This window comes from Streptomyces sp. NPDC039423 (genome assembly GCF_055598725.1).
In genome coordinates, this window is sequence record NZ_JBVKAH010000014.1 from 53,241 (window position 1) to 76,945 (window position 23,705).

The 23,705-nt window shown below is 73.5% G+C and carries 19 protein-coding genes and 1 pseudogene; 16 read left to right on the plus strand and 4 right to left on the minus strand.

From position 1 onward, the window contains the following. The first annotated feature begins 170 nt into the window (after positions 1–170). The 9 genes and pseudogenes from cimA to ACZ7LK_RS30795 form a co-directional block, all read left to right on the plus strand. A complete protein-coding gene (cimA, locus tag ACZ7LK_RS30755) occupies positions 171–1,793 on the plus strand; it encodes a citramalate synthase (RefSeq protein WP_392277471.1) in 1,623 nt (540 codons plus the stop codon). 26 nt (positions 1,794–1,819) lie between these two features. After that, complete coding sequence (locus ACZ7LK_RS30760; RefSeq protein ID WP_392277472.1) at positions 1,820–2,866, plus strand: ketoacyl-ACP synthase III family protein; 1,047 nt, start codon at positions 1,820–1,822, stop codon at positions 2,864–2,866. A gap of 85 nt (positions 2,867–2,951) precedes the next feature. Then, positions 2,952–3,938: an aromatase/cyclase gene (locus tag ACZ7LK_RS30765; protein ID WP_471144519.1), complete on the plus strand. Its 987-nt coding sequence runs from the start codon at positions 2,952–2,954 to the stop codon at positions 3,936–3,938. Then, positions 3,925–4,554 (plus strand): antibiotic biosynthesis monooxygenase, encoded by a 630-nt coding sequence (locus tag ACZ7LK_RS30770; RefSeq protein ID WP_392277474.1) that lies wholly within the window; start codon positions 3,925–3,927, stop codon positions 4,552–4,554. The genes ACZ7LK_RS30765 and ACZ7LK_RS30770 overlap by 14 nt, the downstream gene beginning before the upstream one ends. Before the next feature lie 112 nt (positions 4,555–4,666). After that, positions 4,667–4,858, plus strand: a complete 192-nt coding sequence (locus ACZ7LK_RS30775) for an acyl-CoA carboxylase subunit epsilon (RefSeq protein WP_392277475.1) — start codon at positions 4,667–4,669, stop codon at positions 4,856–4,858. A gap of 80 nt (positions 4,859–4,938) precedes the next feature. Continuing rightward, complete coding sequence (locus ACZ7LK_RS30780) at positions 4,939–6,642, plus strand: fatty acyl-AMP ligase (RefSeq protein WP_392277476.1); 1,704 nt, start codon at positions 4,939–4,941, stop codon at positions 6,640–6,642. Next, positions 6,639–8,522, plus strand: coding sequence for an acyl-CoA dehydrogenase family protein (locus tag ACZ7LK_RS30785; protein WP_471144520.1), 1,884 nt, complete (start codon positions 6,639–6,641; stop codon positions 8,520–8,522). Before ACZ7LK_RS30780 ends, ACZ7LK_RS30785 begins: the two co-directional genes overlap by 4 nt. 65 nt (positions 8,523–8,587) lie before the next feature. Next, the gene (locus ACZ7LK_RS30790; protein ID WP_471144521.1) at positions 8,588–9,823 is read left to right on the plus strand and encodes an acyltransferase domain-containing protein; all 1,236 of its coding nucleotides are present in this window, start codon (positions 8,588–8,590) and stop codon (positions 9,821–9,823) included. A 370-nt stretch (positions 9,824–10,193) separates the two neighbouring features. Continuing rightward, positions 10,194–10,529: pseudogene (locus ACZ7LK_RS30795) on the plus strand (4'-phosphopantetheinyl transferase family protein); the annotation flags it as partial. A gap of 114 nt (positions 10,530–10,643) precedes the next feature. On the opposite strand, the gene ACZ7LK_RS30800 reads toward ACZ7LK_RS30795, so the two are convergent. The 4 genes from ACZ7LK_RS30800 to ACZ7LK_RS30815 all read right to left on the minus strand — a co-directional run bounded on the left by ACZ7LK_RS30800 (position 10,644) and on the right by ACZ7LK_RS30815 (position 15,166). Beyond that, complete coding sequence (locus ACZ7LK_RS30800) at positions 10,644–11,258, minus strand: response regulator transcription factor (protein WP_392277479.1); 615 nt, start codon at positions 11,256–11,258, stop codon at positions 10,644–10,646. Between the two features lie 26 nt (positions 11,259–11,284). After that, positions 11,285–12,484 (minus strand): sensor histidine kinase, encoded by a 1,200-nt coding sequence (locus tag ACZ7LK_RS30805; protein ID WP_392277480.1) that lies wholly within the window; start codon positions 12,482–12,484, stop codon positions 11,285–11,287. Between the two features lie 187 nt (positions 12,485–12,671). Next, a complete protein-coding gene (locus tag ACZ7LK_RS30810) occupies positions 12,672–14,939 on the minus strand; it encodes a TOMM precursor leader peptide-binding protein (protein WP_392277481.1) in 2,268 nt (755 codons plus the stop codon). Then, entirely contained in the window at positions 14,936–15,166 is a 231-nt protein-coding gene (locus ACZ7LK_RS30815) for a hypothetical protein (RefSeq protein WP_392277482.1), read from the minus strand. Before ACZ7LK_RS30815 ends, ACZ7LK_RS30810 begins: the two co-directional genes overlap by 4 nt. A 340-nt stretch (positions 15,167–15,506) precedes the next feature. Here ACZ7LK_RS30815 and ACZ7LK_RS30820 point away from each other — a divergent pair, with 340 nt between their 5' ends. From ACZ7LK_RS30820 to ACZ7LK_RS30850, 7 genes are all read left to right on the plus strand, one after another. Next, positions 15,507–16,301 (plus strand): AfsR/SARP family transcriptional regulator, encoded by a 795-nt coding sequence (locus ACZ7LK_RS30820; RefSeq protein ID WP_392277483.1) that lies wholly within the window; start codon positions 15,507–15,509, stop codon positions 16,299–16,301. Positions 16,302–16,356: 55 nt separating this feature from the next. After that, positions 16,357–17,946 carry an acyl-CoA carboxylase subunit beta gene (locus tag ACZ7LK_RS30825; RefSeq protein ID WP_471144522.1) on the plus strand — a complete coding sequence of 530 codons (1,590 nt, stop codon included), beginning with the start codon at positions 16,357–16,359 and terminating at the stop codon, positions 17,944–17,946. Between the two features lie 350 nt (positions 17,947–18,296). After that, positions 18,297–19,562, plus strand: coding sequence for a beta-ketoacyl-[acyl-carrier-protein] synthase family protein (locus tag ACZ7LK_RS30830; RefSeq protein WP_392277485.1), 1,266 nt, complete (start codon positions 18,297–18,299; stop codon positions 19,560–19,562). Beyond that, positions 19,559–20,779, plus strand: coding sequence for a ketosynthase chain-length factor (locus ACZ7LK_RS30835; protein WP_392277486.1), 1,221 nt, complete (start codon positions 19,559–19,561; stop codon positions 20,777–20,779). Before ACZ7LK_RS30830 ends, ACZ7LK_RS30835 begins: the two co-directional genes overlap by 4 nt. 242 nt (positions 20,780–21,021) lie before the next feature. Beyond that, positions 21,022–21,291: an acyl carrier protein gene (locus tag ACZ7LK_RS30840; RefSeq protein WP_392277487.1), complete on the plus strand. Its 270-nt coding sequence runs from the start codon at positions 21,022–21,024 to the stop codon at positions 21,289–21,291. 306 nt (positions 21,292–21,597) lie between these two features. Then, complete coding sequence (locus tag ACZ7LK_RS30845) at positions 21,598–23,391, plus strand: acyltransferase domain-containing protein (RefSeq protein WP_392277488.1); 1,794 nt, start codon at positions 21,598–21,600, stop codon at positions 23,389–23,391. Then, the gene (locus ACZ7LK_RS30850; protein WP_392277489.1) at positions 23,388–23,606 is read left to right on the plus strand and encodes a DUF6059 family protein; all 219 of its coding nucleotides are present in this window, start codon (positions 23,388–23,390) and stop codon (positions 23,604–23,606) included. Before ACZ7LK_RS30845 ends, ACZ7LK_RS30850 begins: the two co-directional genes overlap by 4 nt. Positions 23,607–23,705 lie beyond the last annotated feature (99 nt).

Genomic DNA, 23,705 nt, shown 5'->3' on the forward strand with positions numbered 1-23,705 from the left:
CCGCCGGCGCGGCGGGTCCGGACGGCCACGCGCCGTCCGGACCCGCCGCGCCGTCGCGCATCCCCGCGGTCGACCGCCGTTCGAGCCGTTCTCCGGCCCGTCGCCCGACCGTGGGACGACCAACCGGCGCTCCGAGACCGCCGGAACAGACACCGGACAAGGGAGGGGCGATGGCTGAGCAGAGCTTCCAGCTCTACGACACGACCCTGCGCGACGGCACCCAGCAGGAGGGCCTGGTGCTGACGGTCGAGGACAAGCTCGCCGTCGCGCGTCGGCTCGACGCCCTCGGCGTGGGCTTCATCGAGGGCGGCTGGCCCGGCGCCGTGCCCAAGGACACCGAGTTCTTCCGCCGCGCACGCGGCGAACTGGACCTGAAGAACGCCGTCCTGGCCGCCTTCGGCGCCACCCGCAGGCCCGGCATCCCCGTGTCCGTCGACACGCAGGTACGGGCCCTGCTGGCGGCCGAGACGCCCGTGGTGACCCTGGTCGCCAAGAGCCACACGGGCCATGTGCAGAACGCCCTGCGCACCACCCTCGCGGAGAACCTCGCCATGATCGGCAGCACGGTACGGCACCTGGTGCACGCCGGCCGCCGCGTCTTCCTCGACGCCGAGCACTACTTCGACGGCTACCTCATCAACCGGGAGTACGCCCTGGCGGTCGTCCGCACGGCCGCCGAGGCCGGGGCCGAGACCGTGGTGCTGTGCGACACCAACGGCGGGTCGCTGCCCGACGAGGTACGGGCCGTGGTGGCGGACACCATCGCCATGACGGGCGCCCCCATCGGCATCCACTGCCACGACGACACCGGGTGCGCCGTCGCCAACACCATGGCCGCCGTCGACGCGGGCGCCGTCCACGCCCAGGGCACCGCCCACGGCTACGGCGAACGGTGCGGCAACGCCAACCTCTTCACCGTGATCGCCAACCTGGTGCTCAAGCGGGGCCGCGAGGTCGTCCCGCTGGAGCAGCTACGGGACCTGACCCGCACGGGCCGGGCGATCACCGAACTCACCGGTGTGCCGAGCAACCCGGCGGCCCCCTACACGGGCCTGTCCGCCTTCACCCACAAGGCGGGCCTGCACGCCTCCGCCCTGCGCGTCGACCCCGACCTGTACCAGCACACCGACCCCTCCCGGGTCGGCAACGCGATGCGCACCCTGGTCTCCGACATGGGCGGGCGCTCCTCCATCGAACTCAAGGCCCGCGAGCTCGGTTACGACGTCGAGGCCGGCTCCGAGGAGGTCGCGCGTGCCGCGGCCCGCGTCAAGGAGCTGGAGAACCGCGGCTACAGCTTCGAGTCCGCCGACGCCTCCTTCGTCCTGCTGCTGCGCGAGGAACTCGCCGGCGGCCCGGCGGCGCCGCCCTTCGAGGTCGACTCGTGGGCCGTGGGCGTCTCCCGGCGGCGCGACGGCGAGGTCCGGACGGAGGCGTCGGTGCGGCTGCGCGTCGACGGCGAGGTCGTCACCGCCACCGGACTGGGCAACGGCCCGGTCAACGCCCTGGACACCGCGCTGCACTCGGCGCTCGACCCGTACTTCCCCGCCCTGACGCGCCTCGAACTGGTGGACTACCAGGTCCGGGTGCTGGGCGGCCAGGTCGGCAGCGGAGCCGCCGCCCGGGTCCTCATCTCCTACCGGGACGGCGAGCGCCGGTGGGGCACCGTGGGGGTCGACGAGAACACGGTGACGGCCAGCTGGGCCGCTCTGCTCGACGCCGTCCACTTCGTCCTGATCGACGGGCCCTCGGAGGCCCACGGCTCACCCACCCTGGCCGCGGCGGCCACGGGCTGAGCCCCCGAATCTCCCCGGGAGCCACTGTGCGTGTGGAAGACATCTATATACGGGGGACCTCCGTGCGGCTCCCCTCCGTCGTCACGGTCGCCGACGCCGTCGCCTCCGGGGCCTGCCCGCCCCGGGTGGCCTCGGCGACCGGCCTGGTCTCCGTGGCGTACTCGCCCGACGAGTCGGCCGCCGAGATGGGCGCGGCGGCCGCCCGCACCGCCCTGGACCGGGCGGACAGCGGCCCCGGTGACATCGACCTGCTGCTGCACGCCGACACCTACCACCAGGGCCAGGACCTGTGGCCCGTGGCCTCGTACATCCAGCGCGAGACCCTCGGCAACGGCTGCCAGGCCATCGAGATCCGGCAGATGTCCAACGGCGGCCTCGCGGCGGTCGACCTGGCCACCGCCTACCTCACCGCCGGCCACGGACGCGGGGACGCCCTGCTCACCACCGCCGACCGGTTCTGCGAGCCCGGCATCGACCGCTGGCGGACCGACCCCGGCACCCCCTACGCCGACGGCGCCAGCGCCCTGGTCCTCTCCCGCCGCGGCGGCTTCGCCAGGCTCCTCTCCCTGGCCCTGCACGCCGACCCCGAACTGGAACCCCTCCACCGGGGGGACGAGCCCTTCGGCCCCGCCCCGTTCAGCCAGCGCATCCCGGTCGACTTCGAGGAGGCCAAACGCGCCTTCATCGGCCGGGTCGGCATGTCGTACGCCATCACCCGCGCCCACAACGGCCAGCAGACGGTGATGAAGCAGGCCCTGGCGGACGCGGGACTGGAGCTGGCCGACGCGGAGTGGGTCGTCCTGCCCCACTTCGGGCGCCGCCGCCTCCAGTCCATCTACTACCAGCCGTTCGGCATCGACCCCGAACGGACCACCTGGGACTTCAGCCGCACCGTCGGCCACCTCGGCGCCGGCGACCAGTTCGCCGGCCTCGACCACCTGCTCGTCTCCGGGAAGGCCCGCCCCGGCGACCGCTGCGTCCTCGTCAGCGTGGGCGCCGGCTACAGCTGGGGCTGCGCCGTCCTGGAGATCCTGCACCGCCCCGACTGGGCCACGGAACGCCCCGCGTCCTGACTCCAGCCGGACTCCACCCGCCCCCGAGCACCCCCGTGTCAATCTGAAACCGCCGTTCCGCACGGCCGTCGAAGGGAATACCGCCGTGGCACCGACCGCTACGTCCGAGACCACCGCTCCCCACGTCACGGAGCACTCCATCACCGTGGCGGCCTCGCCCGCCGCCATCTACGACCTCGTGGCGGACGTCTCCGCGTGGCCCCAGGTGTTCGGACCCACGGTCCACGTCGAGGTGCTCGAAGAGGCCCCGGAGGCCGGCGGCGAACAACTGCTGCGCATCTGGGCCATCGCCAACGAGAAGGTCCGCACCTGGACCTCCCGGCGCACCCTCGACCCGGTCTCCCGCACCATCACCTTCCGCCAGGTCGTCTCCGCCGCCCCGGTCGCCTCCATGGGCGGCGAGTGGCGCGTCGAGCCGCTGGAGGACGGCCGCACCCGCGTGGTGCTCCTGCACGACTACCGCGCCACCGGCGACGACCCGGCCGCCGAGGAACTGATCGAGCAGGCCGTCGACCGCAACAGCCGCGCCGAGCTGGCCGCCCTGAAGAACGCCGCCGAACTGGGCGACGCCCGCGAGGAGCTCCACTTCAGCTTCAGCGACTCCGAGGTCGTCGCCGGCGCCGCCGGGGACGTGTACGCCTTCCTCGACCGCGCCGACCTCTGGCCCGAGCGCCTGCCGCACGTCGCCCGCCTCGACCTCACCGAGGACGAGCCCGGGGTCCAGCACATGGACATGGACACCCGCAGCCCCGACGGCTCCACCCACAACACCACCTCGGTACGGGTGTGCTTCGAGGACCGCAACATGATCGTGTACAAGCAGCTCCGGGTACCGGTGGCCATGAGCGGGCACACCGGACGGTGGGTCATCGAGTCGCTGGGTGACGGTACAGTCAGAGCCACCTCGTGGCACACCGTCACGCTGGACCCCGAAGGGGTCCGCGCGGCACTCGGCCCCGAGGCGACGCTCGCCGAGGCCCGCGCACTGGTCCGCAAGGCGCTCGGTACCAACAGCTCCACCACCCTGCGCCACGCCAAGCAGTTCGCGGAGGAAGCGCGTGCCGGATCGTAGTCTGCACAAGCCCGTGGCGGTCATCAACCGCTTCGAGGTCAAGGGCGACACCGCGACGTTCGAGAGGCTCTTCCGGGAGCACTCGCAGTTCCTGCGGCGCCGCGACGACTTCGACTTCCTCGTCACGGTCCGGCTCGTCGAACGGCCGCACGTGTACGCGCACATCGGCCACTGGCGCACCCTGCGGGGCTTCCTCGACACCGTCCACGACGAGACGTTCCAGCTCCACGTCAAGGAACTGGGCCCCCTCGTGGACGCCGAGGCCGACCAGGCGGTCAGCGTGGGCCGGGTGCTCCGGGAGAACGCCGTCGTCGGAGCGGAGAACGTGGTGCTCACCCACGTCACGGTGCGCGAGGACCCGCACGCCTTCGAGCGCGGCTACGCCGAGATGAGCGAGCACTTCGCCACCCTCGGCGGCTTCGGCGGCAGCGACCTGCTCCGCTCCACCCTGGTCCCCGGCCGCTACACCGGCCTCCAGTGGTGGCGGAACACGGCCGACTGCGACCGGGCGCTCGGCAGCGCCGAGTACCTCGCCCTCCGGAAGGCGCTGGGCCGCCGCGCTGACCTCACGGTGGACCGCACCCGGCACGTGGCGTACGAGCGGGTGATCGGCTGAGCCGGCCGCCCGGCACGGCTCCACCGGCGGAAGAGCCGAGGACCACGGGTCCTCGGCTCTTCCGCGTTCGGCGCGCGAGCCCGCTTCGAGCGGCCGGGCGCACGCTGTCCCCATGGTGAGAACAACGCGCATCACTGTGCTCCGCGGGCAGCCCGACGAGGCTGAACTCGCCGCCGTGACCGCCGTGCTGCTGGCGCTGGCGCGCCGCGCGGGCGAACCGGACGAGGCGGAGAAGGCCGCGTACGCGGAATGGACCGTCAAGGCGGGCGACTACCGCCCGCCGATGGTCCGGCCCGGTCCGTGACCTTCACCCACCACACGATCACCAGGGACAGCCGCGGCCGCACCGGGAGGGACGGCCGCACGACAAGCAAGGGGGAGGGCGTGACCGGTCACCGGACCTTCACCGAACTCATCCAGGCCCAGGCCGTGGAGTCGCCCGACAGAGAGGCCCTCGTCCTCCTGACCGAGCGGCCCGGAGGACTGGAGCCCCGGACGATCTCCTACGGGGAGCTCGACCGCGCCGCCCGGACGCTCGCCGGCCGGCTGCGCCGGCACATCACCCCCGGTGACCGGGTGCTGCTCACCCACGGCTCCCGGGAGCGGTTCGTCACCGGGTTCCTCGCCTGCCTCTACGCCGGGGCCGTCGCCGTCCCGGTGGCCCCGCCCGGGGGACGCCCGCACCACGACGAACGCATCGCCGGCATCGTCAAGGACGCGGCCGCCGCCTGCGCGCTCACCGCGTCCGACGAGGCCGCCGACGTGTCCCAGCTCCTGGCCCGCACCGGCCACGGACACGTCACCTGCGTCCTCGCCGACGCCCCGCCGGCCGCGGCCGGCACCGCCGCGCCACCACTCCCGCCGGTCCCCGCGGACCCGGACGCCGTCGCCTTCCTCCAGTACACCTCCGGTTCCACCCGGGACCCGCGCGGCGTGGTGGTCACCCATCGCAGCCTGCTCGCCAACCAGGAGGCCATCGCCCGGGCGCTGGGCACCCGGCGCGGCGCCCGGGTGGGCGGCTGGCTGCCGCTCCACCACGACATGGGCCTCGTCGGCCAGTTGCTGCACGCCCTGTGGCTCGGCGGCACCGCCGTGCTGCTGTCCCCGACCGCGTTCGTCAAGCGGCCCGCGCACTGGCTGGAGACCATCTCGCGGTACGGGCTCACCGCCAGCGGGGCGCCCGACTTCGCGTACGACCTGTGCGTACGCCGGGTCAACGACGCGCAGATCGCCGGACTGGACCTGTCCGGCTGGGAGGTCGCCGTCTCCGGGGGCGAGCCGGTGAACCCGGCGACGCTGCGCGCCTTCGCCGAACGGTTCGCCCCGGCCGGCCTGCGCCCCGAGGCCCTGATCCCCTGCTACGGGCTGGCCGAGGCGACCCTGCTGGTGTCCGGCGCCCGTACAGCGCCCGCCCCGCTGACCGCCGCCGTCGCCAAGGGCGCCGTCCCGTGCGGGCCGCCCGCCTCCGCCGACGTACGCATCGTCGACCCGGAGACCCACGAGGAGCTGCCGGACGGCCGGACGGGCGAGATATGGGTACGGGCGGCCGGCATCGGCCCGGGCTACTGGGCCCGTCCCGCCGAGACCGCGGCCACCTTCGGCGGCCGGATCGGCGACGGCACCGACGACTACCTGCGCACCGGCGACCTCGGCACCCTCGTGGACGGCCTCCTGCACGTCAACGGGCGCCTCAAGGACACCATCGTCGTCGCGGGGCGGAACCTGTACCCGCAGGACCTCGAACGCACGGCGCAGCGCGTGAGCGCTTTGTTCGGCCCGGCCACCGCCTTCGCCGTGCCGGGCGAGCGCGAACGCATCGTCATCCTCCAGGAGCTGCGGGCCGGCAGCCGGTACGACACCGACCTGGCCGGACTGGTCTCCGCCGTCCAGCAGCGACTGCGTGAGGAGTACGAGGTGACGACCGGGGGAGTGCTGCTGGTGCGGCCGGGGACCGTCCGCCGGACCACCAGCGGCAAGGTCGAACGGGCGGCGATGCGGCGGCTGTTCCTCCGCGGCGAGGTGACCGCCCTGCACCAGCGGGTCGAACCCGAGGTCCAGCGGCTCGTGGCGGCGGGGAGGCGGCGATGAGCACGGCACCGGACGACACGCAGGCCCAGGCCCCCACCGCACGGACTCCCTCCGCGGCTCCCGCGCCCGGCCCCGCGCCCGGCCCCGCGGCCCCCGCGCCGGGGCCGGTGCCCCCGGCCCAGGAACGGATCGACGCCCTGGAGCGCGCCTTCGGCCCGCTCGACGACCCCGCCAACCCGCTGGGCGGCGCCGCCCTGCTCGCCGCCGACGCGGCGGGCCACGTCCTGCCCGCCGCCGAGCGGGTGCTCGACGAGTACGGGCTCAACGCCGAGTTCGTGCCGTCCTCCCTCGGCGGCAGGCTCGACCGGATGGACGTCCTGGGCAGGCTGCTGCGGCCGGTGTTCCGCCGCGACGCCTCCCTCGGCTTCGGCTACGGGCTCAACTGCTTCTTCGCCGCCACCCCGGTGTGGACGGCCGGTGACCCCGCCCAGCGGCGGCTCGCCGCCCGCATCCTGCTGGAGGGCCGCCGGATGGCGGTGGCCCGCCACGAGGTGGCCCACGGCAACGACTTCGTCAGCGACGAGTTCACCGTACGCCCCGGTGAGGAGGGCGGGCTGGTGCTCGACGGCAGCAAGTCGGCGATCGCCAACGCCTCCCGCGCCGACGGGCTGGTCATCTTCGCGCGGATCCCGGGGGTCACCGGCAGCCGCAGCCGCTCGGTCCTGCTGCTGGACCGGGCGGAGCTGCCCCCGGACCGGGTGCGGAACCTGGCACGGCGCAGCACCACCGGCATGCGCAGCGCCGAGTTCGGCGGTCTGCGCATCGTCCGGTGCCCGGTCCCGTCCGGCGCCGTGCTCGGCGCGCCGGGCGACGGCTACGAACTGTCGCTGCGCTCCTCGCTGGTGATCCGGGGCCTCATCCCGTCCATCGTGCTGGCCGGCGCCGACACCGCGCTGCGCACCACGGCCCGCTTCGCCGCCCGCCGCCGCGACGACGGCCGCTCCTCGCTCGACGTGCAGCACGTGCGGGACGTCCTCACCGGGGCGTTCCTCGACCTGCTGCTCATCGACTGCCTCGCGCTGGTGTCCACCCGCGCCCTGCACCTGATGCCGACCCGGATGAGCGCCTACGCGGCCGCGGCCGCCTACCTGGCGCCCAAGCTGGTCGCGGAGAGCATGGACGAGATGTCGGCCGTGCTGGGCGAGGCGACCTTCGCCGAGGACGGCATGTACGGGATGTTCCAGAAGCAGCTTCGCGACCTGCCGGTCACCTCGCTCGGCCACGCGGGCAGCGCCGGGCGGCAGGTCAGCCTGCTGCCCCAGCTGCCGTACTTCGCCCGGCACTCCTGGTTCACCGGACCGGAGGCGCCCGCCGGGCTGTTCGCGCTCGACGACGACCTGCCGCCGCTCGACCTGGCGCGGCCGGCGCTGCTGGGTGACGGCGACCCGCTCGCGGCGACCCTGGTCGCGTCCGCCGCCCTGCTGGACCGCACCGGCGCCGCACTCGACGGGGACGCCGACGGTGACGCGGTCGCGGACCGGGACACGGAAACGGACGGGGACGGCGGCGTGCTGCACGCCCTGGCCCATGCGCTCACCCGGGAGCTGAACGCCCTCCGCACGGCGTTCGCCGATGTCCCGCAGGGCGACCGCACCGCGCTGGCGAGCCCGCACAACTTCGGGCTCGCCGACCGGTACACGCTGGTCCTGGCGGCCGCGGCGTGCCTCGGCGTATGGCGCGGGCAGCGGTCCGCGCCCGGCGGCGGCGCCTTCCTGGCCGACGCGGCCTGGGTCACCGCGGCGCTGTACCGGCTGTGCCGGCGGCTGGGCCTGCCGCTGCCCGACCGGCCCGTCGCCGCGGAGCGCCGGGTGCTGGCCGAGGCCCTGACCCGGCTGCACGGCCGCCGCAGTTACGACCTGTACGACTCACCGCTTGCCTGACCGCCGCACAGGCCGCCCTGCCCGGCCGGAGCGGCCCGCCCCCAGAGTCCGAGAAGGAGCAGATCATGCGAGAACAGCAGCAGGACGACTTCGAGACGGCCTACCGTGAATGGCTGCTGGAGCGGCTCGCGCACTATCTGGGCCGGCCGGTGCTGGACACGGACTCCGTGCACGAGTACCTCGACTCGGTGGCCGGGCTGAGCCTGTACGGCGACATCGAGGAGGAGTTCGGGCCCCTCGTCGAGCCGGCGGACATCTGGGCGTACCCCACCGTGCGGCAGCTCGCCCGCCACATGGCCGAGCGGGGCGCGGGGTCGGGCGGCAACCGGATCAGGGCGGCGTTCGTCTTCACCGGCCAGGGGTCCCAGCACCCCGGCATGACCGAGGGGCTCTACCGGAACTCGACCGTCTACCGCCGGTTCCTGGACGAGGCCGGGGCGGTGCTCCAGCCGTACACCGGGCTGTCCGTGGTGGAGATGATCCTGGGCCGGGACTCGCGCATCCACCAGACGGCGTTCACCCAGCCGGCCCTGTTCGCCGTCGAGTACGCCCTGGCCAAGACCCTGGAGGAGGCCGGCGTGCGGCCGGTGTCGGTGCTGGGCCACGGGATCGGCGAGTTCGCGGCGGCCACGATCGCGGGGGCGCTCACCCTGCCCGACGCCGCCAAGCTGGTGGCGCTGCGCGGTGCCTTCATGCAGTACCTGCCGTCCGGCGGCGGGATGATGGCCGCCTGCATCACCCCCTACGAGGCCACCGAACTGATCGCCGGCGAGCCGGGCGTGGGCATCAGCGCCATCAACGCGGCCAAGTCCACCGTGCTGTCGGGCGACCGCGCCGGACTCGAACGCATCGAGGGCAAACTGGCCGAGCGCGGAGTCCGGTGCCGTCACCTCACCGTCACGCACGCCTTCCACTCCCCGCTCATGGCGCCCGTGGTCCCCAAGTTCGAGGCCGTGGTGCGCCGGGTCCCCGGCGGCGCCGCCTCGGTGCCGTTCTACTCCACGGTGTACGGCCGGCTCACCACCGAGCCGCTGTACGCCTCGTACTGGACCGAGCAGCTCACCGCGCCGGTCAGGTTCGCCGACGCCGCCCGCGGCCTGCTGACCCAGCAGACGCCCACCCATGTGGTGGAGATCGGCCCGCGGGCGGTGCTCACCCCCTATCTGCGGCGGCTGGGCGGGGCCCGCGGCCCGGTCTGCCTCCCGGTGTGCCAGGGACCGCAGAGCGACGCGGTGGACCTGGCCGGGGTGATCTCCGTGCTGGACGCCGGCCCGCTCGCCGCCGCACTGGCCGGGGCGTGAGGTGACGGGACGGATCGGACGGCCCCTCCCGCTCCGCGGACCGTACGGCCCCTGGGAGGAGGTGCGCGACGAGCTGACGCGCGCGGGAACCGTCCTGGTGTACGGGGCGATGCCCGCGTGGCTGCCCCGCGACGGGGACGAGGAGGAACTGCGGCTGGTGCTCGGCCGGGACTGGCACCGCTACCAGGGCTTCACCCAGCCCCGCATGCGTGAGAGGTTCGCGGCCTCCCGGCTGCTGCTGCGGCACACGGCAGCGGCGATCCTGCGGACCGCGCCGCACCTGGTGGACCTGTCGTACCAGCCGGGCGGCCGCCCGTACGTGCGCGGCTGCGACCAGATCGACGTGAGCCTCAGCCACACCGAGGAGATGATGGTCGTCGGGATCACCCGCACCGGACGCGTCGGCGTCGACGTGGAACGCGCCGACCGGCGCCTGGCGCACACCGGGTCCGAGTCGCAGGCGTGCACCCCGTACGAGAAGGAGCGGCTCGACGCGGGCGGTGAGGGGACGCGCAACGACACCATGGTGCGGCTGTGGACCCTCAAGGAGGCCTACAGCAAGGCGCTCGGGCAGGGCCTGCGCTTCCGGTTCACCGAGTTCGGCTTCGCCCTGGACGACACGGGCACCTGGCTGGTGCGGCCCGACGGCACCCGGGCGAGCGGCTCGGAGTGGACCTTCGGCACGTTCGCGGTGGGGGAGCGGTACGTGGTCAGCGCCGCCGTGTTCGACACCGGGTTCGGTGAGCCGGCGGACGTGGCCGTGGACACCATGCTGGACGAGGGGCTGTTCGACGCGCTGCTCGGCGCCCCGGGTCCCGGGTCAGGGGATCCAGCCGGCTTCCTCGGCCAGCCGGATGGCGTCGATCCGGTTGCGGGCGCCGAGCTTGGTGACGATCGCCGTGAGGTAGTTGCGGACCGTCCCCTTGGACAGGTACAGGCACCCGGCGATCTCGGCCGCGTCGGCGCCCCGGGCGGCGAGGCGTAGCACCTCCAGCTCCCTGGGCGACAACGGATTCTCCGGCGAGTCCCAGGCGGCCAGGGCGAGTTGGGGATCGACGACCCGCCGGCCGGCCGCGACGGACCGTACGGCGAGCGCGAGCTGGTCCGACGGTGAGTCCTTGAGCAGGAACCCGGAGACGTGCGCGGACAGGGCACGCCTCAGGGTTCCCGGCCGGCCCAGACTGGTGAGGATCAGCGTGCGGCAGCTCGGCAGTTGCTCGTGCAGCTCGGCCGCCGCCGTCAGCCCGTCGATGCCGGGCAGGTCGACGTCGATCACCGCGACGTCCGGCCGGGCCTCCAGAGCGGCCTGCACGATGGTGTCGCCGCGGTCGACCGCGGCCACCACGCGCAGGTCCGGTTCGAGCTCCAGCAGCGCGATCAGGGCCCCCCGGACCATGTGTACGTCCTCGGCGAGGAGGATTTTCACGGACAGCATCAAGACCCCCGTCATCGACGACCGTTTCAGGCCGCGGCTCTCTCCCGGGCCGCGTCCGGAGTTCCGGCTCCGGTCCCCTGCGGGCGAACGGGAGCCCACGCTTCCAGTTGGAACCGCCCGTCCTCCCGCACACCGGCGCTCAGTCCGCCACCGATCGAGGCGAAGCGCGTCCGGAGGTTGTCCAGGCCGCTGCCGCCGCGCCGGGCGGCCGACGACACGATGCCGCCCTCCTCGTGCGGCCGGTCGTTCACCAAGGTCAGGCGGACCGTTTCGTCTTCGACGAGTGCCCTGATCGTACATACCTGTACGCGACTGTGGCGGAGAATGTTCGTCACGCCCTCCCGCAGCGCGGTCGCCAGCACCGTGTCCACGGCCGGGTGGAGCCGCCCGCAGTCGACCCGCACCTCCGCCCGCACGTCGGCGGCCGCCAGCACCGCGCCGGCCGACTCGGCCTCGTCCCGCAGGGACATGTCGCGGTACCCGCTGGAAACCAGCCGCACGTCGGACAGCGCCTGCCGCGCCACGCGGAGCAGATCAGCGGTCTCCTCGGCGGCCTGGTCCGGCCGCACGCGCACCAGCCGCTGGATGAGCTCTCCCTTCAGGGCGATGGCCGACAGGCTGTAGCCGAGCAGATCGTGCAGGTCCCGCGCGAACCGCAACCGCTCCTGGGTGACGGCCATCCTGGCCATCCGCTCACGGGTGGCGTGCAGTTCCTGCACCAGGTCGGCGAGCCGGCTCAGGCCGTAGATGACCAGTCCGGTGAGACCGCTGGCGATGACCAGGTAGCACGTCTCGACGACGCCCACACCGGTGGCGAGGGCGTACGGCGGGATCGCCGCGATGATCAGCCCGTACGCCGGCCAGGCGATGCGGACCGGGAGCGTCAGCAGCGCCGTGGCCGCCAGCGGACCCTGCATGCTGCCCCAACTCACCTGGAACCACAGCAGGGGAAGGTAGCTGAGCAGCGCCTGGACCCCCAGGGCGGCGATGCGCTTGCCGAGGGTCCAGGCCCGGGTGCGGGGCGAGGAGACGGTGAACTGCACGGCGAACACCGACAGGACGACGCCGACGCACACGAGGAGCTGGGTCCGGTCCCCGGTGCCCTGGTGCAGCACGTTGAGCACCGTGACGACGCAGTGGGCGGCCAGGGCCACCACCACGATGGCGCGGGCCAGTCGCGGCGCCGGTATCTGCTGCCGGGGCGGGGTGCGGAAATTGCTTTCCACCGACTGGTATTGGCCTGACTCTTCTGGTGGAGCCGCCCTGCCGAGCAGTGGCCGGGGCGCAACAAAGGATCTCGCTTCGCAAGATTCGTCCGGCATCGCCGTCTCCTCGCCGGGAATGGGGGCTGGCGAAGCGCATGTTATGACTTTCCGTTGCGTCTGAGCCACTGCTTGCGATCGGCGATCAAAATCAGACAAACATCGGAATCGGGTTGAGACGGTGCGGCTCGGTGGGGCGGTCCAGTCTGCCGAGGTGGACCGGGACGTCGAAGAGACGGCCGGGGGCGTATCTCGCCCAGAAGTGCCGCATCCCGGGAACCAGCACCTTCACCACGGGAAGGCCCACGTCGGGGCGGGTCTGGTCGAGGACCAGCAGCTCCATCCCGCGCGAACGCGCCAACTCCCGCGCCACCTCGACATCGGCCAGCAGATCGTCGCGACGGGCCTCGGGATAGCTCCCCGGACACCGGGCCGCCTCCCGCGGATCCGCCACCAGGTATGGCTGATTCGCGAGTGTCGCGTAGGTCCACCAATGATCCAGTTGCGGATGAGACGAGCGAAAAGTCGTCTCAGCCCTTCCCACGGGCAGGAGTTGGCTCATTTCCGTCACCGCACGCCGCAGGGCGAGACGGGGATCGAAGTGAGCGCCGAAGCCGAAGACAATTCCCTGGCCGTCCTCTCCGGTCCGGCGCGACAACGCCACCATGACCGGAATTCCGAAGTCCGACGTCAGGTCCAGCGCCCAGGTCTCGCGCCCCAGCCGCTCGTACGTCTCCCTCGTCCGCGCCAGCCACGGATCGTCGAAGGCGTCGAGGTCCACACCGGGTTGCCGTGTCCGGTTGCACCACCACAGGGCCACGGCGTCGCGCTCCACCAGCTCCAGGAAACCCTGGACCACCGCGTCCTCCATACTGCTGCCGGCCGCGTTGCCGTTGGAGTCCGCCCACAGGGCCGGTTCACCGGCCCGGGGCCCGGACTCGTAGTACAGCATCGACGTGGGCAGCAGACGGTGCTCCTCCGAGGTCAGCGACCAGACCGGCGTCCAGTCCACCGGCGCGGCCGGGTCGAACGGCGCCGGCACCCGGTGGAACGGCTGGCACGTGGCGTTCCACCGCTCACGGTCCCGGAACTGCCAGTCCGCGTAGAGCTGGCACGCGTTGGGATGGATCGCCGACGCGCCCAGGCCCCTCAAGCTGTCGCGCACGACCGGTTCGTCCCCCTGGCGGGTGCCGCAGTAACGCTCCACCGCCTCGCACAGCGCGCCCACCTCGGCCTCCACCGGCGTCGCGCCCTTGCCGCCGCTGCCACTGCGCAGACCGCTGCGCACACCGCCCAGCGAGGCCGCCCGCAGCGCCGGGTTGTGCCCCGACACGCACCGGTCGATCCCGTCGGGTGTGCCCGGCACCCGGCGGATCTCCGGCACGACGCCGGTCAGCGGATCGACCAGGTGCCGGTACCGGGCCAGCACCGTCTCGGGGGCCAGCGCCCGGTGGTTGCTGCCGGTCGCGGCCGCCTTGGGCCGTGACCGGAGCTCGACCGGGCGCCGCACCCGCGCCCCCACCATCCCCGGGTCACCGCACTCGGCGCACTGCGGGCGCCGGGCCACCGGATGGTGCCGGGTCCGCAGCGTGCGGGTGTCCAGCGTGCACAGGGCGTCCTGCTCCTCGTACCGTAGCCCGGCGACCCACTTGACCGTCTCCAGCACGGCGGTGTTCAGCCCCAGGCCCCGCACCACGGCCAGCGACGCGTCGGGCACCGGGACCGCGCCCGACAGGCCGAGGGCCTGCCGGACGGGTGACTGGGGGAACAGCCGGGCACGCAGCCGGTGGGCCAGGCACGACCAGCAGGGCCGGCCGGCGCCGGGGCCGAAGACCGGGCCCACCCACGCCTCGGCACCGGTGGGCTTGGCGAGCAGCCAGGGGCGCCCCTCCGCCCGGTGCCGGGCGGCGATCCCGGCGAGCCGGGGATCGAGGTAGTCGTCGCACAGCACCAGGGTGAATCCCGCCCCCGTCCCCTCGGGGGCGAGCGTGAGGCCGGACGCCGCGCACAGTCCGCCCACGGTCGCGGCGTCCGTCCGGCCGAGCGCGACCACCTCCACCGTGGTGGTGCGCAGCGCGGACACGGCGTGGGGTCCGGCGAGCCCCACCAGTTCCCAGTACGCGGCGGAGGCGTCGTCGCTGCTCGGGTCCCGGTAGCCGACCAGATCGGCCCGGGCGAGATCGGCGATCACCCGGCCCAGCTCCGCGGGCGGCAGCGAGGTCGGCGCCTCGTCCAGCAGCGCGTGCAGCGTACGGGTGCCGTCGAGCAGCGGCGCCAGCATCTCGACGTACGGACCCTGGAGCGCCGTCGTGCCCCGCTCCGACAGGAGGTACACGGCCTCCCCGTCCACGACCTCCACCCGCAGGTGCGGCTTGAAGCCGACCGGCAGGGCCGAGGCGGGTACGTCCGTCGCCGTCATCCGCGCACTCTCCCGGTGTGCATCGGCATCCAGCACACCCACGGGTCGGAGTCGGCGGAGCCGCTCAGGTCCTCGATCACCAGGCCCGACGTACCGGACACCGGTCCGCCCCCGTACATCGGCTCGGTCGCCGGCAGCCCGAATTCGGCGAGCAGCGAGCACGGGTCCTCGGTGTAACGCTTCGCGAGCTCCTGCTCCAGGCCCGTGCGGGCCGTCAGCATCGCCACGCGATGATCATGCGTCAGTTGAACAGTCATGGTGCTGGTGGAATCCAGGGCGGTGCTGCGCATGACGGTGTTCAAGAGAATCCCCCTCCTGAGGCGGTGTCGTACGGGAAGTCGTTCGACGTGCCGTTGGCCACGGATTCTGCTGCCCGGTGAGACCGGTGGCACAGTGCGGGAGTCACCACCGGGGCATGACATTTTCATGCCCGCCCTCGTGACCCGCTCACTGGGGCTCCAACAGCGCTGATGTCAGGCTCGCTCCAGGCTCCAGAGCCGGGCTCCGGAGCCGGCGGTCGGCCCACGGGGGACGGCCGCGGAAACACGGGAAGAGGAGGGCACACACATGGACATCAAGGTCCTCGGACCGCTGGCAGCCCGTGAGAACGGGGTGTCCATCGTTCCGACCGCAGCCAAACCGCGACAGATACTGTCCCTGCTCGCCCTGCAGGCCGACCGCGTGGTCACCGTACCGACGCTGATGGCGGAGATCTGGGGCGAGGACATCCCGCGCAGCGCGGCCACCACCCTGCAGACGTACATCCTCCAGCTCCGCCGCAAGCTGACCGCCGCCCTCGACGGCGACCCCACCCGCCAGGCCAAGGACGTCCTGGTCACCCAGCACGGGGGATACCTGCTCCAGGTCCAGCCCGGACAGGTCGACGTCCAGGAGTTCGGCCGGCTCGCCGCGGCGGGACGCGCCGCGCACGAGGCGGGGGACCACTACGCCGCCTCCGAACTGCTCGGCGGCGCCCTGCGGATGTGGCACGGACCCGCCCTGGTGGACGTCCGCGTCGGCCCCGTCCTCGAACTGGAGGTGCTGCGGCTGGAGGAGGACCGCATGGCCGCCCTGGAACGGCGCATCGACGCCGACCTGTGGCTGGGCCGGCACACCGAGATCGTGCCCGAGCTGCGCGTCCTGGTCGCCAAGCACCCCATGCACGAGAACTTCTGCGCCCAGCTCATGACCGCGCTGCACCGCGCCGGTGCGGCCTGGCGGGCCCTGGAGGCCTACCAGCGGCTGCGCGGCACGCTCATCGACGAGCTCGGCCTGGAGCCCTCGCCCCGCCTCCAGCGGCTCCACCACGCCGTGCTCTCCGCCGACCCGGCGCTGGAACTGCCCCTGTCCACCGCCGGCTGACGACCGCTCCGGTCTGCTCCAGTACGTCTCGAGCCGAGCTGCCTACGTTCGGCCGATGACGATCCTCGACGACCTGACGGTCACCCAAGCCGCCCCTGACCTGCGACGCGCCGCCGCGGAGCTGCGCCGGCTCAAGGAAGAGGTGAGCCGCGGGCCCGACCCCGAGGCCACCCGGCGGCAGCACGCCAAGAACAAGCTCACCGCCCACGAGCGCCTCGAGCTGCTCTTCGACCCGGACACCTTCACCGAGATCGAACCGCTCCGGCGGCACCGGGCCGTCGGGTTCGGCCTGGAGGACAGGAAGCCGCACGGCGACGGTGTCGTCATCGGCTGGGGGCTGGTCCACGGCCGGACCGTCTTCGCCTACGCGCACGACTTCCGCGTCTTCGCGGGCGCGCTCGGAGAGGCCCACGCCGCCAAGGTGCACAAGGTCATGGACCTGGCGGAAGCCGCCGGCGCCCCGCTGGTCAGCCTCAACGACGGGGCGGGCGCCCGCATTCAGGAGGGCGTCACCGCGCTCGCGGGCTACGGCGGCATCTTCCGGCGCAACGTCGCCGCGTCCGGGGTCATCCCGCAGATCAGCGTGATGCTCGGCCCGTGCGCCGGCGGCGCCGCGTACTCCCCGGCCCTCACCGACTTCGTGTTCATGGTGCGGGAGACGGCCCAGATGTTCATCACCGGACCCGACGTCGTCCAGGCGGTCACCGGTGAGAAGATCACCCACAACGGCCTCGGCGGCGCCGACGTCCACGCCACCGCCTCCGGGGTCTGCCACTTCGCCTACGACGACGAGGCCGAATGCCTGGAGGACGTACGGTTCCTCCTGTCGCTGCTGCCCTCCAACAACCGCGAGATGCCCCCGGCCGCCCGCGGCGACGACTCGCCCGACCGCCTCACCGAGGCCCTCGCGGATCTGGTGCCGGCGGACCCCGGACGCAGCTACGACATCCGGGGCGTCATCGAGGAGATCGTCGACGACGGCGAGTACTTCGAGGTCCACGAGGGCTGGGCGCGCAACGTGGTGTGCGCGCTCGCCCGCCTCGACGGGCACCCGGTCGGCATCGTCGCCAACCAGCCCGCCTCGCTCGCCGGCGTCCTGGACATCCACGCCAGCGAGAAGGCCGCCCGCTTCGTGTCGACCTGCGACGCCTTCAACATCCCGCTGGTCACCCTCGTCGACGTCCCGGGCTTCCTCCCGGGCGTCGACCAGGAACACAACGGCATCATCCGGCACGGCGCCAAGCTGCTGTACGCGTACTGCAACGCCACCGTGCCCCGCATCTCCCTCGTGCTGCGCAAGGCCTACGGCGGTGCGTACATCGTGATGGACTCGCGTTCCATCGGAGCCGACCTGTCGTTCGCCTGGCCCACCAACGAGATCGCCGTGATGGGCGCCGAAGGCGCGGCGAACGTCATCTTCCGCCGCGAGATCGCCGCCTCCGACCACCCGGAGGACACCCGGGCGCAACGCATCCAGGAGTACAAAACCGAGCTCATGCACCCCTACTACGCCGCCGAACGCGGGCTCGTGGACGACGTCATCGAGCCGGCCGAGACGCGCCGCACCCTGATCCGCTCGCTCGCCATGCTGCGCGCCAAGAAGGCCGAAGTGCCTGCTCGCAAGCACGGCAACGTCCCCACCTGACCGCCCGGACCCCCAGGTCCATGTGCGCGCGAGCGCCGATCGAGCCGACGGACGTTCCATGGCGTCACCGGAAACGGCGGCACGCCACGAGCGGACGCCCGTCCGGTCCGGCCGGCCGGGGCGTTCCCACCCCGAACCGCCCCGGCCGCCGCAGTGGCCCGGCCACAGCACCGGCACCACCCCGGCACCGGAATCGCATCGGCGCCGGACCGGCTCCAGCACCGAAACGGCTTCAGCACCCGAAACGGCTTCAGCAGTGACACGGACGAAGGGATCGACAGTGGCCCGCACAGTTCCATCCGGCAGGTGCCCGTTGGGGCATTCGGCCCCGTCGAAGGCGAGGTAGCGGCATGCGCAGAGTCGCCATCACCGGACTGGGCGTCGTGGCCCCCGGCGGGGTCGGCGTGAAGGAGTACTGGGACCTCCTCACGGCGGGGCGTACCGCCACCCGCCGGATCTCCTTCTACGACCCCTCCCCGTTCCGCTCGCAGGTCGCCGCCGAGTGCGACTTCGACCCGGCGGCCGCGGGGCTCAGCCCTCAGGAGATCCGCAGGCTCGACCGGGCCGCCCAGTTCGCGGTCGTCTCCACCCGCGAGGCGCTCGCCGACAGCGGCCTCGACATCACCGCCCTCGACCCGGGCCGGGTCGGCACCTCGCTGGGCAGCGCGGTCGGCTGCACCACCAGCCTGGAGCGGGAGTACGTCGTGGTCAGCGACGGCGGCCGCAAGTGGAACGTGGACCACGAGTACGCGGTCCCCGAGCTGTACCGGCACTTCGTGCCCAGCTCGATGGCCGCCGAGGTGGGCCGCGCCGCCGGCGCCGAGGGACCGGCCGCCGTGGTCTCCACCGGCTGCACCTCGGGCCTGGACTCGCTGGGGCACGCCGTGGACCTGATCCGCGAGGGCACCGCCGACGTGATGATCGCCGGCGCCACCGAGGCCCCGATCTCCCCGATCACCTCGGCCTGCTTCGACGCCATCCACGCCACCACCCCCCGCAACGACACCCCGGAGAGCGCCTGCCGGCCCTTCGACCGGACCCGCAGCGGCCTGGTCCTCGGGGAGGGCGCCGCCATCCTCGTCCTGGAGGAGCTGGAGAGCGCCCGCCGCCGCGGCGCCCACATCTACGCGGAGATCGCGGGATTCGCCTCCCGTTGCAACGCGTACCACATGACGGGGCTCAAGCCCGACGGCCGCGAGATGGCCGAGGCCATCGACGTCGCCCTCGGCGAGGCGGCCCTCGCCCCGGACTCGGTCGACTACATCAACGCCCACGGTTCCGGCACCAAGATGAACGACCGCCACGAGACCGGCGCGTTCAAGCGCAGCCTCGGGGACCACGCGTACCGCACGCCGATCAGCTCCATCAAGTCGATGATCGGGCACTCCCTCGGCGCGATCGGCTCCCTGGAGATCGCCGCGTGCGCCCTGGCCATGGAGCACGGTGTGCTGCCGCCCACCGCCAACCTCCACGAGCCCGACCCCGAGCTGGACCTCGACTACATCCCCCTGACCGCCCGCGAGAAGAAGACCGACGTGGTCCTCAGCGTCGGCAGCGGCTTCGGCGGATTCCAGAGCGCCATGGTGCTGGCCCGCCCGGAGAGGAGAACCGCATGACCACGGCAACGGTGGTGACCGGCCTCGGCGTCACCGCCCCCAACGGGCTGGGAACCGAGGAGTTCTGGAAGGCCACCCTCGCCGGTGAGTCCGGTCTGGGCCCGGTCACCCGCTTCGACGCCGGCCAGTACCCCTCCCGCATCGCGGGCGAGGTGTCCGACTACGTGGCCGAGGAGCACATCCCCAGCCGGCTGATGCCGCAGACCGACCACATGACCCGCCTCGCCCTGACGGCGGCGGACTGGGCCCTGGCCGACGCCGGCATCAACCCGGAGGAGATGCCCGAGTTCGGCATCGGCGTGGTGACCTCGGCGTCCGGAGGGGCCGTCGAGTTCGGCCAGCGCGAGCTGGAGAACCTGTGGAGCAAGGGCAAGGAGTACGTCAGCGCGTACCAGTCCTTCGCCTGGTTCTACGCCGTCAACACCGGCCAGATCTCCATCCGTCACAAGCTGCGCGGACCGAGTGGTGTGCTGCTCACCGAGCAGGCCGGCGGCATCGACGCGATCGGACAGGCCCGCCGCCACGTCCGCAAGGGCTTCCCGGCGGTCATCTCCGGCGGTGTCGACGCGGCCATCTGCCCCTGGGGCTGGGTGCCGCAGATCGCCTCCGGCCTGATGAGCACGGTCGACGACCCGGCGCGGGCCTACCTGCCCTTCGCGTCCGACGCCAGTGGGTACGTGCCGGGCGAGGGCGGCGCGATCCTCATCGTCGAGGACGAGCACTCGGCCCGCGAGCGCGGCGCCGGCCAGGTCTACGGTGAGGTCGCCGGGTACGCGGCGACCCTCGACCCGGCCCCCGGCTCCGGCCGTCCGCCGGGCCTGCGACGGGCCGCGGAGTACGCCATCGCCGACGCCGGCCTCAGCCCGGCCGACATCGACGTCGTCTTCGCCGACGCCGCCGGGACCCCCGCGCTGGACCGCATCGAGGCCGAGGCCCTCACCGGGCTCTTCGGACCGCACGGCGTACCGGTGACCGCCCCCAAGACCATGACGGGGCGGCTGCTCGCCGGCGGCGCGGCACTGGACGTGGCGACCGCCCTGCTCGCCCTGCGCGACGGGGTGATCCCCCCGACCGCCCATGTGACCGAGGCCTCCCCGGAGCACCGGATCGACCTCGTCACCGGACAGGCCCGGGAGGCCCGGCTGCGCACCGCCCTGGTGCTCGCCCGCGGCCACGGCGGCTTCAACGCCGCGCTCGTCGTCCGGCGCGCCTCCTGACGGCCGCGCACGGCGCCGGACGCACACCGCGCCGGCGCCGCGCGCCCCGCGGCCGCGCTCCGGTCACCGCGCCGGCCGGTCACCGCGCACCGGGCCCGCCCGGACCGCCGGGTCCGGGCACCGGCCGGCACACCCCCACGACGTACCCCCCACGACACAGCTCCCGCCGGACGCACGTCTCAGGACCGGCAGGGGTTCGGCAGTCACCACCCGAGTAGTTCTACGAGAGGACGGCACCGACCATGACCACGACGACCACCACCGTCACCCTGGCCGACCTGACCCGCATGCTCCGCGAGAGCGCCGGTGAGGAGGAGGGCATCGACCTGGACGGCGACGTCATCGACACCCCCTTCATGGACCTCGGCTACGACTCCCTCGCCCTGCTCCAGGTCATAGGCCAGATCCAGCGCGAGTACGGCATCGCCATCCCGGACGACGCCGTCGTCGACGCGGAGACCCCGGGGGCGCTCCTCGCCCTCATCAACGCCGGCCAGGGCTCCGCCGCCTAGGCCGTGTCCGGAAAGTCTCGCCTGGCCCGCGGTGTCCCGCACGCGCGCTCGCGGCGTTGTCGTCGGTCGCCGATGCTCCGCATCGACTCCCTCCTCCGCCTTGTGATCGCACGCACCGGACACCGCGGCCCCCGCCCTCCGGGCGGACGCCGATACCTTCCGGACACTCCCTAGGCCCGGCCCCCGAACGCGGCCGCCCCGCGAACATCCCCCGTAGCGGGGCGGCCGCCCCCCACCCAGCAACGCCATGCAACGCCATGCAACGCACTGCGTCAGCGGCCGGAGCCGCGGCCACGAGGAGGAAGCATGTCGCTCACGTCGTACAGCGCGGTCATCCGGAGACTCGTCGTCAGCCCCGGCCCCGCCCACGAGCAACGCACCCAGAGCGTGGCCTCGGCCGCCGCCGTCTCGGCGGTGCTCCGCGCCTTCGGACGGCCGCCCGGCCAACTCCCCGTGCGTACCGTCGTCTACATCGGCGCGGCCGCGCTCGACCCCGACCTCGGGCCCGAGCACGAGGGCTTCACCGTCCGCACCGCGCTCACCCCCGGCCGCGCCCTGCGCCTGGCCCACCACGAACTCCTCAGCGGCGGGGCCGACTTCGCCATGGTCGCCGGGTTCGGCGAACCGGACCCGCACACCATCACCGTGTACGCGGTCAAACGGGCCGCCGAGGCGATCGCCGACGCCGACCGCGTCCTCGGCGTCCTGGACCCGGCCGACGGCGACGAGGACGCGACCCCGCCGCTGCGCCCGCTGTACCACGGACACCGCGCCACCGCCCCCGAGCGGCACCGGCTGCTGCTCTGGTCGGGCCGGGACGCCGACGACGAGGTCCGGGTGCGCGGCGAACTGCTGCCCCTGCTGAGCGGACTGCACAGCGAGGCGTTCCCCGCCCTGCCGACCGCCGTGCCCTGCGGCACGCCCCCGGGGCCCGTGCGCGGAGCGGCCGTCGCGGTCGCCGCGCTCGCCGCCGGGACCGTCCACAAGGCCACGGCGGTACGCGCCGACCGGCCCCGCCCGGTCGCCCTGCTCTTCCCCGGCCAGGGCTCCCAGCACACCGGCATGGCCCGCGGCCTGTACCGCCGGGAACCGGTGTTCACCGCCGCCGTCGACGCCGTCCTCGCCCACATGGGCGACGAGGGGGACCGGATCCGCGAGGACTGGCTCACCCCCGGCGAGCCGCGCGTCCCCATCGACGACGTACGGCGCGCCCAGCCGCTGCTGTTCGCGGTCGACTACGCCCTGGGCCGGATGGTCCTCGGGTGGGGCGTGCGCCCCGCCGCCCTGCTCGGGCACAGCGCCGGCGAGCTGGTCGCCGCGGTCATGGCCGGTGTCGTGTCGCTGCCCGACGCGGTCACCATGGTCATGTCGCGGGTCCGGGAGGCGGTGCGGATACCGGAGGGCGGCATGCTGGCCGTCGCCGCGAGCGAGGACCGGCTGCGCCCCTATCTGAACGCCGACGTCGCCATCGCGGCCGTCAACACCGCCCAGCAGGTCATGCTCGCCGGTTCGGCGGGGCCGCTGGCCGCCACCGCGGCCCGGCTGCGGGCGGACGGGTTCACCGTGGTCACGGTGCCCGCGACGAGCCCCTTCCACTCCCCGGCGATGGCCCCCGCGTCCGACGCGGTGGAGGCCGACTACCGCCGCATCCCGTTCCGGGAGCCGGTGCTGCCGCTGTACTCCGGCTACACGGGGGCGCTGATGCGCCCGGAGGAGGCGCTGAGCCCCCGCTTCTGGGCCCGCCAGATCACCGACACCGTCCATTTCCGCGCGGCGCTGGAGGAGCTCGTCGCCATCGAGGACGTCCTCCTCATCGAGGCGGGGCCGCGCCAGACGCTCACCGCGTTCGCCCGCCGCCACCGGGCCGTCCGGCTCGGCGCCAGCGCGGTCTCCCCGCTGCTGCCGGCCCGCGGGGGCACGGCGGAGGCCGACCGCCAGTCGGTGCTCACCGCGGCGGCGCGGATCTGGACCGAGGGCCACGACCTCGACATGGACGCGGTGTCCCGGCTGTGGACCTGGAGCGACGAGGAGGACGCCGTCCCGGCCGCGGGGGCCGGGGCGGCCGGACACCGCGAACCGGCGCCGGCGCTGCGCTCATGAGGGTGATCACACGGTTCCTGCGCGGCTGTTACGACGCGCTGGCCGCCGCCGGGTGGCTGTGGCTGGGCGTACCGATGCCCCCGCCGCTGGAGGCCCGGCCCCCGCTGCGGCCGCCGCCGCACGGCCATCCGGAGCGGCTGCGGCCGGACCTCCCGCCGAGCGACGCGGAGCTGGCCTTGTGGCGGCAGCTCATGGAACCGGCGCGAGAAGGGTGACCCGGGGGCGGGCGTTACGCCGCATGGCGGGCGCCCGTGTCTCCCGTAAAGCCGAAGAAACGTTAATTCGACATTCTCCGACGGTCCGTCGGAAACACC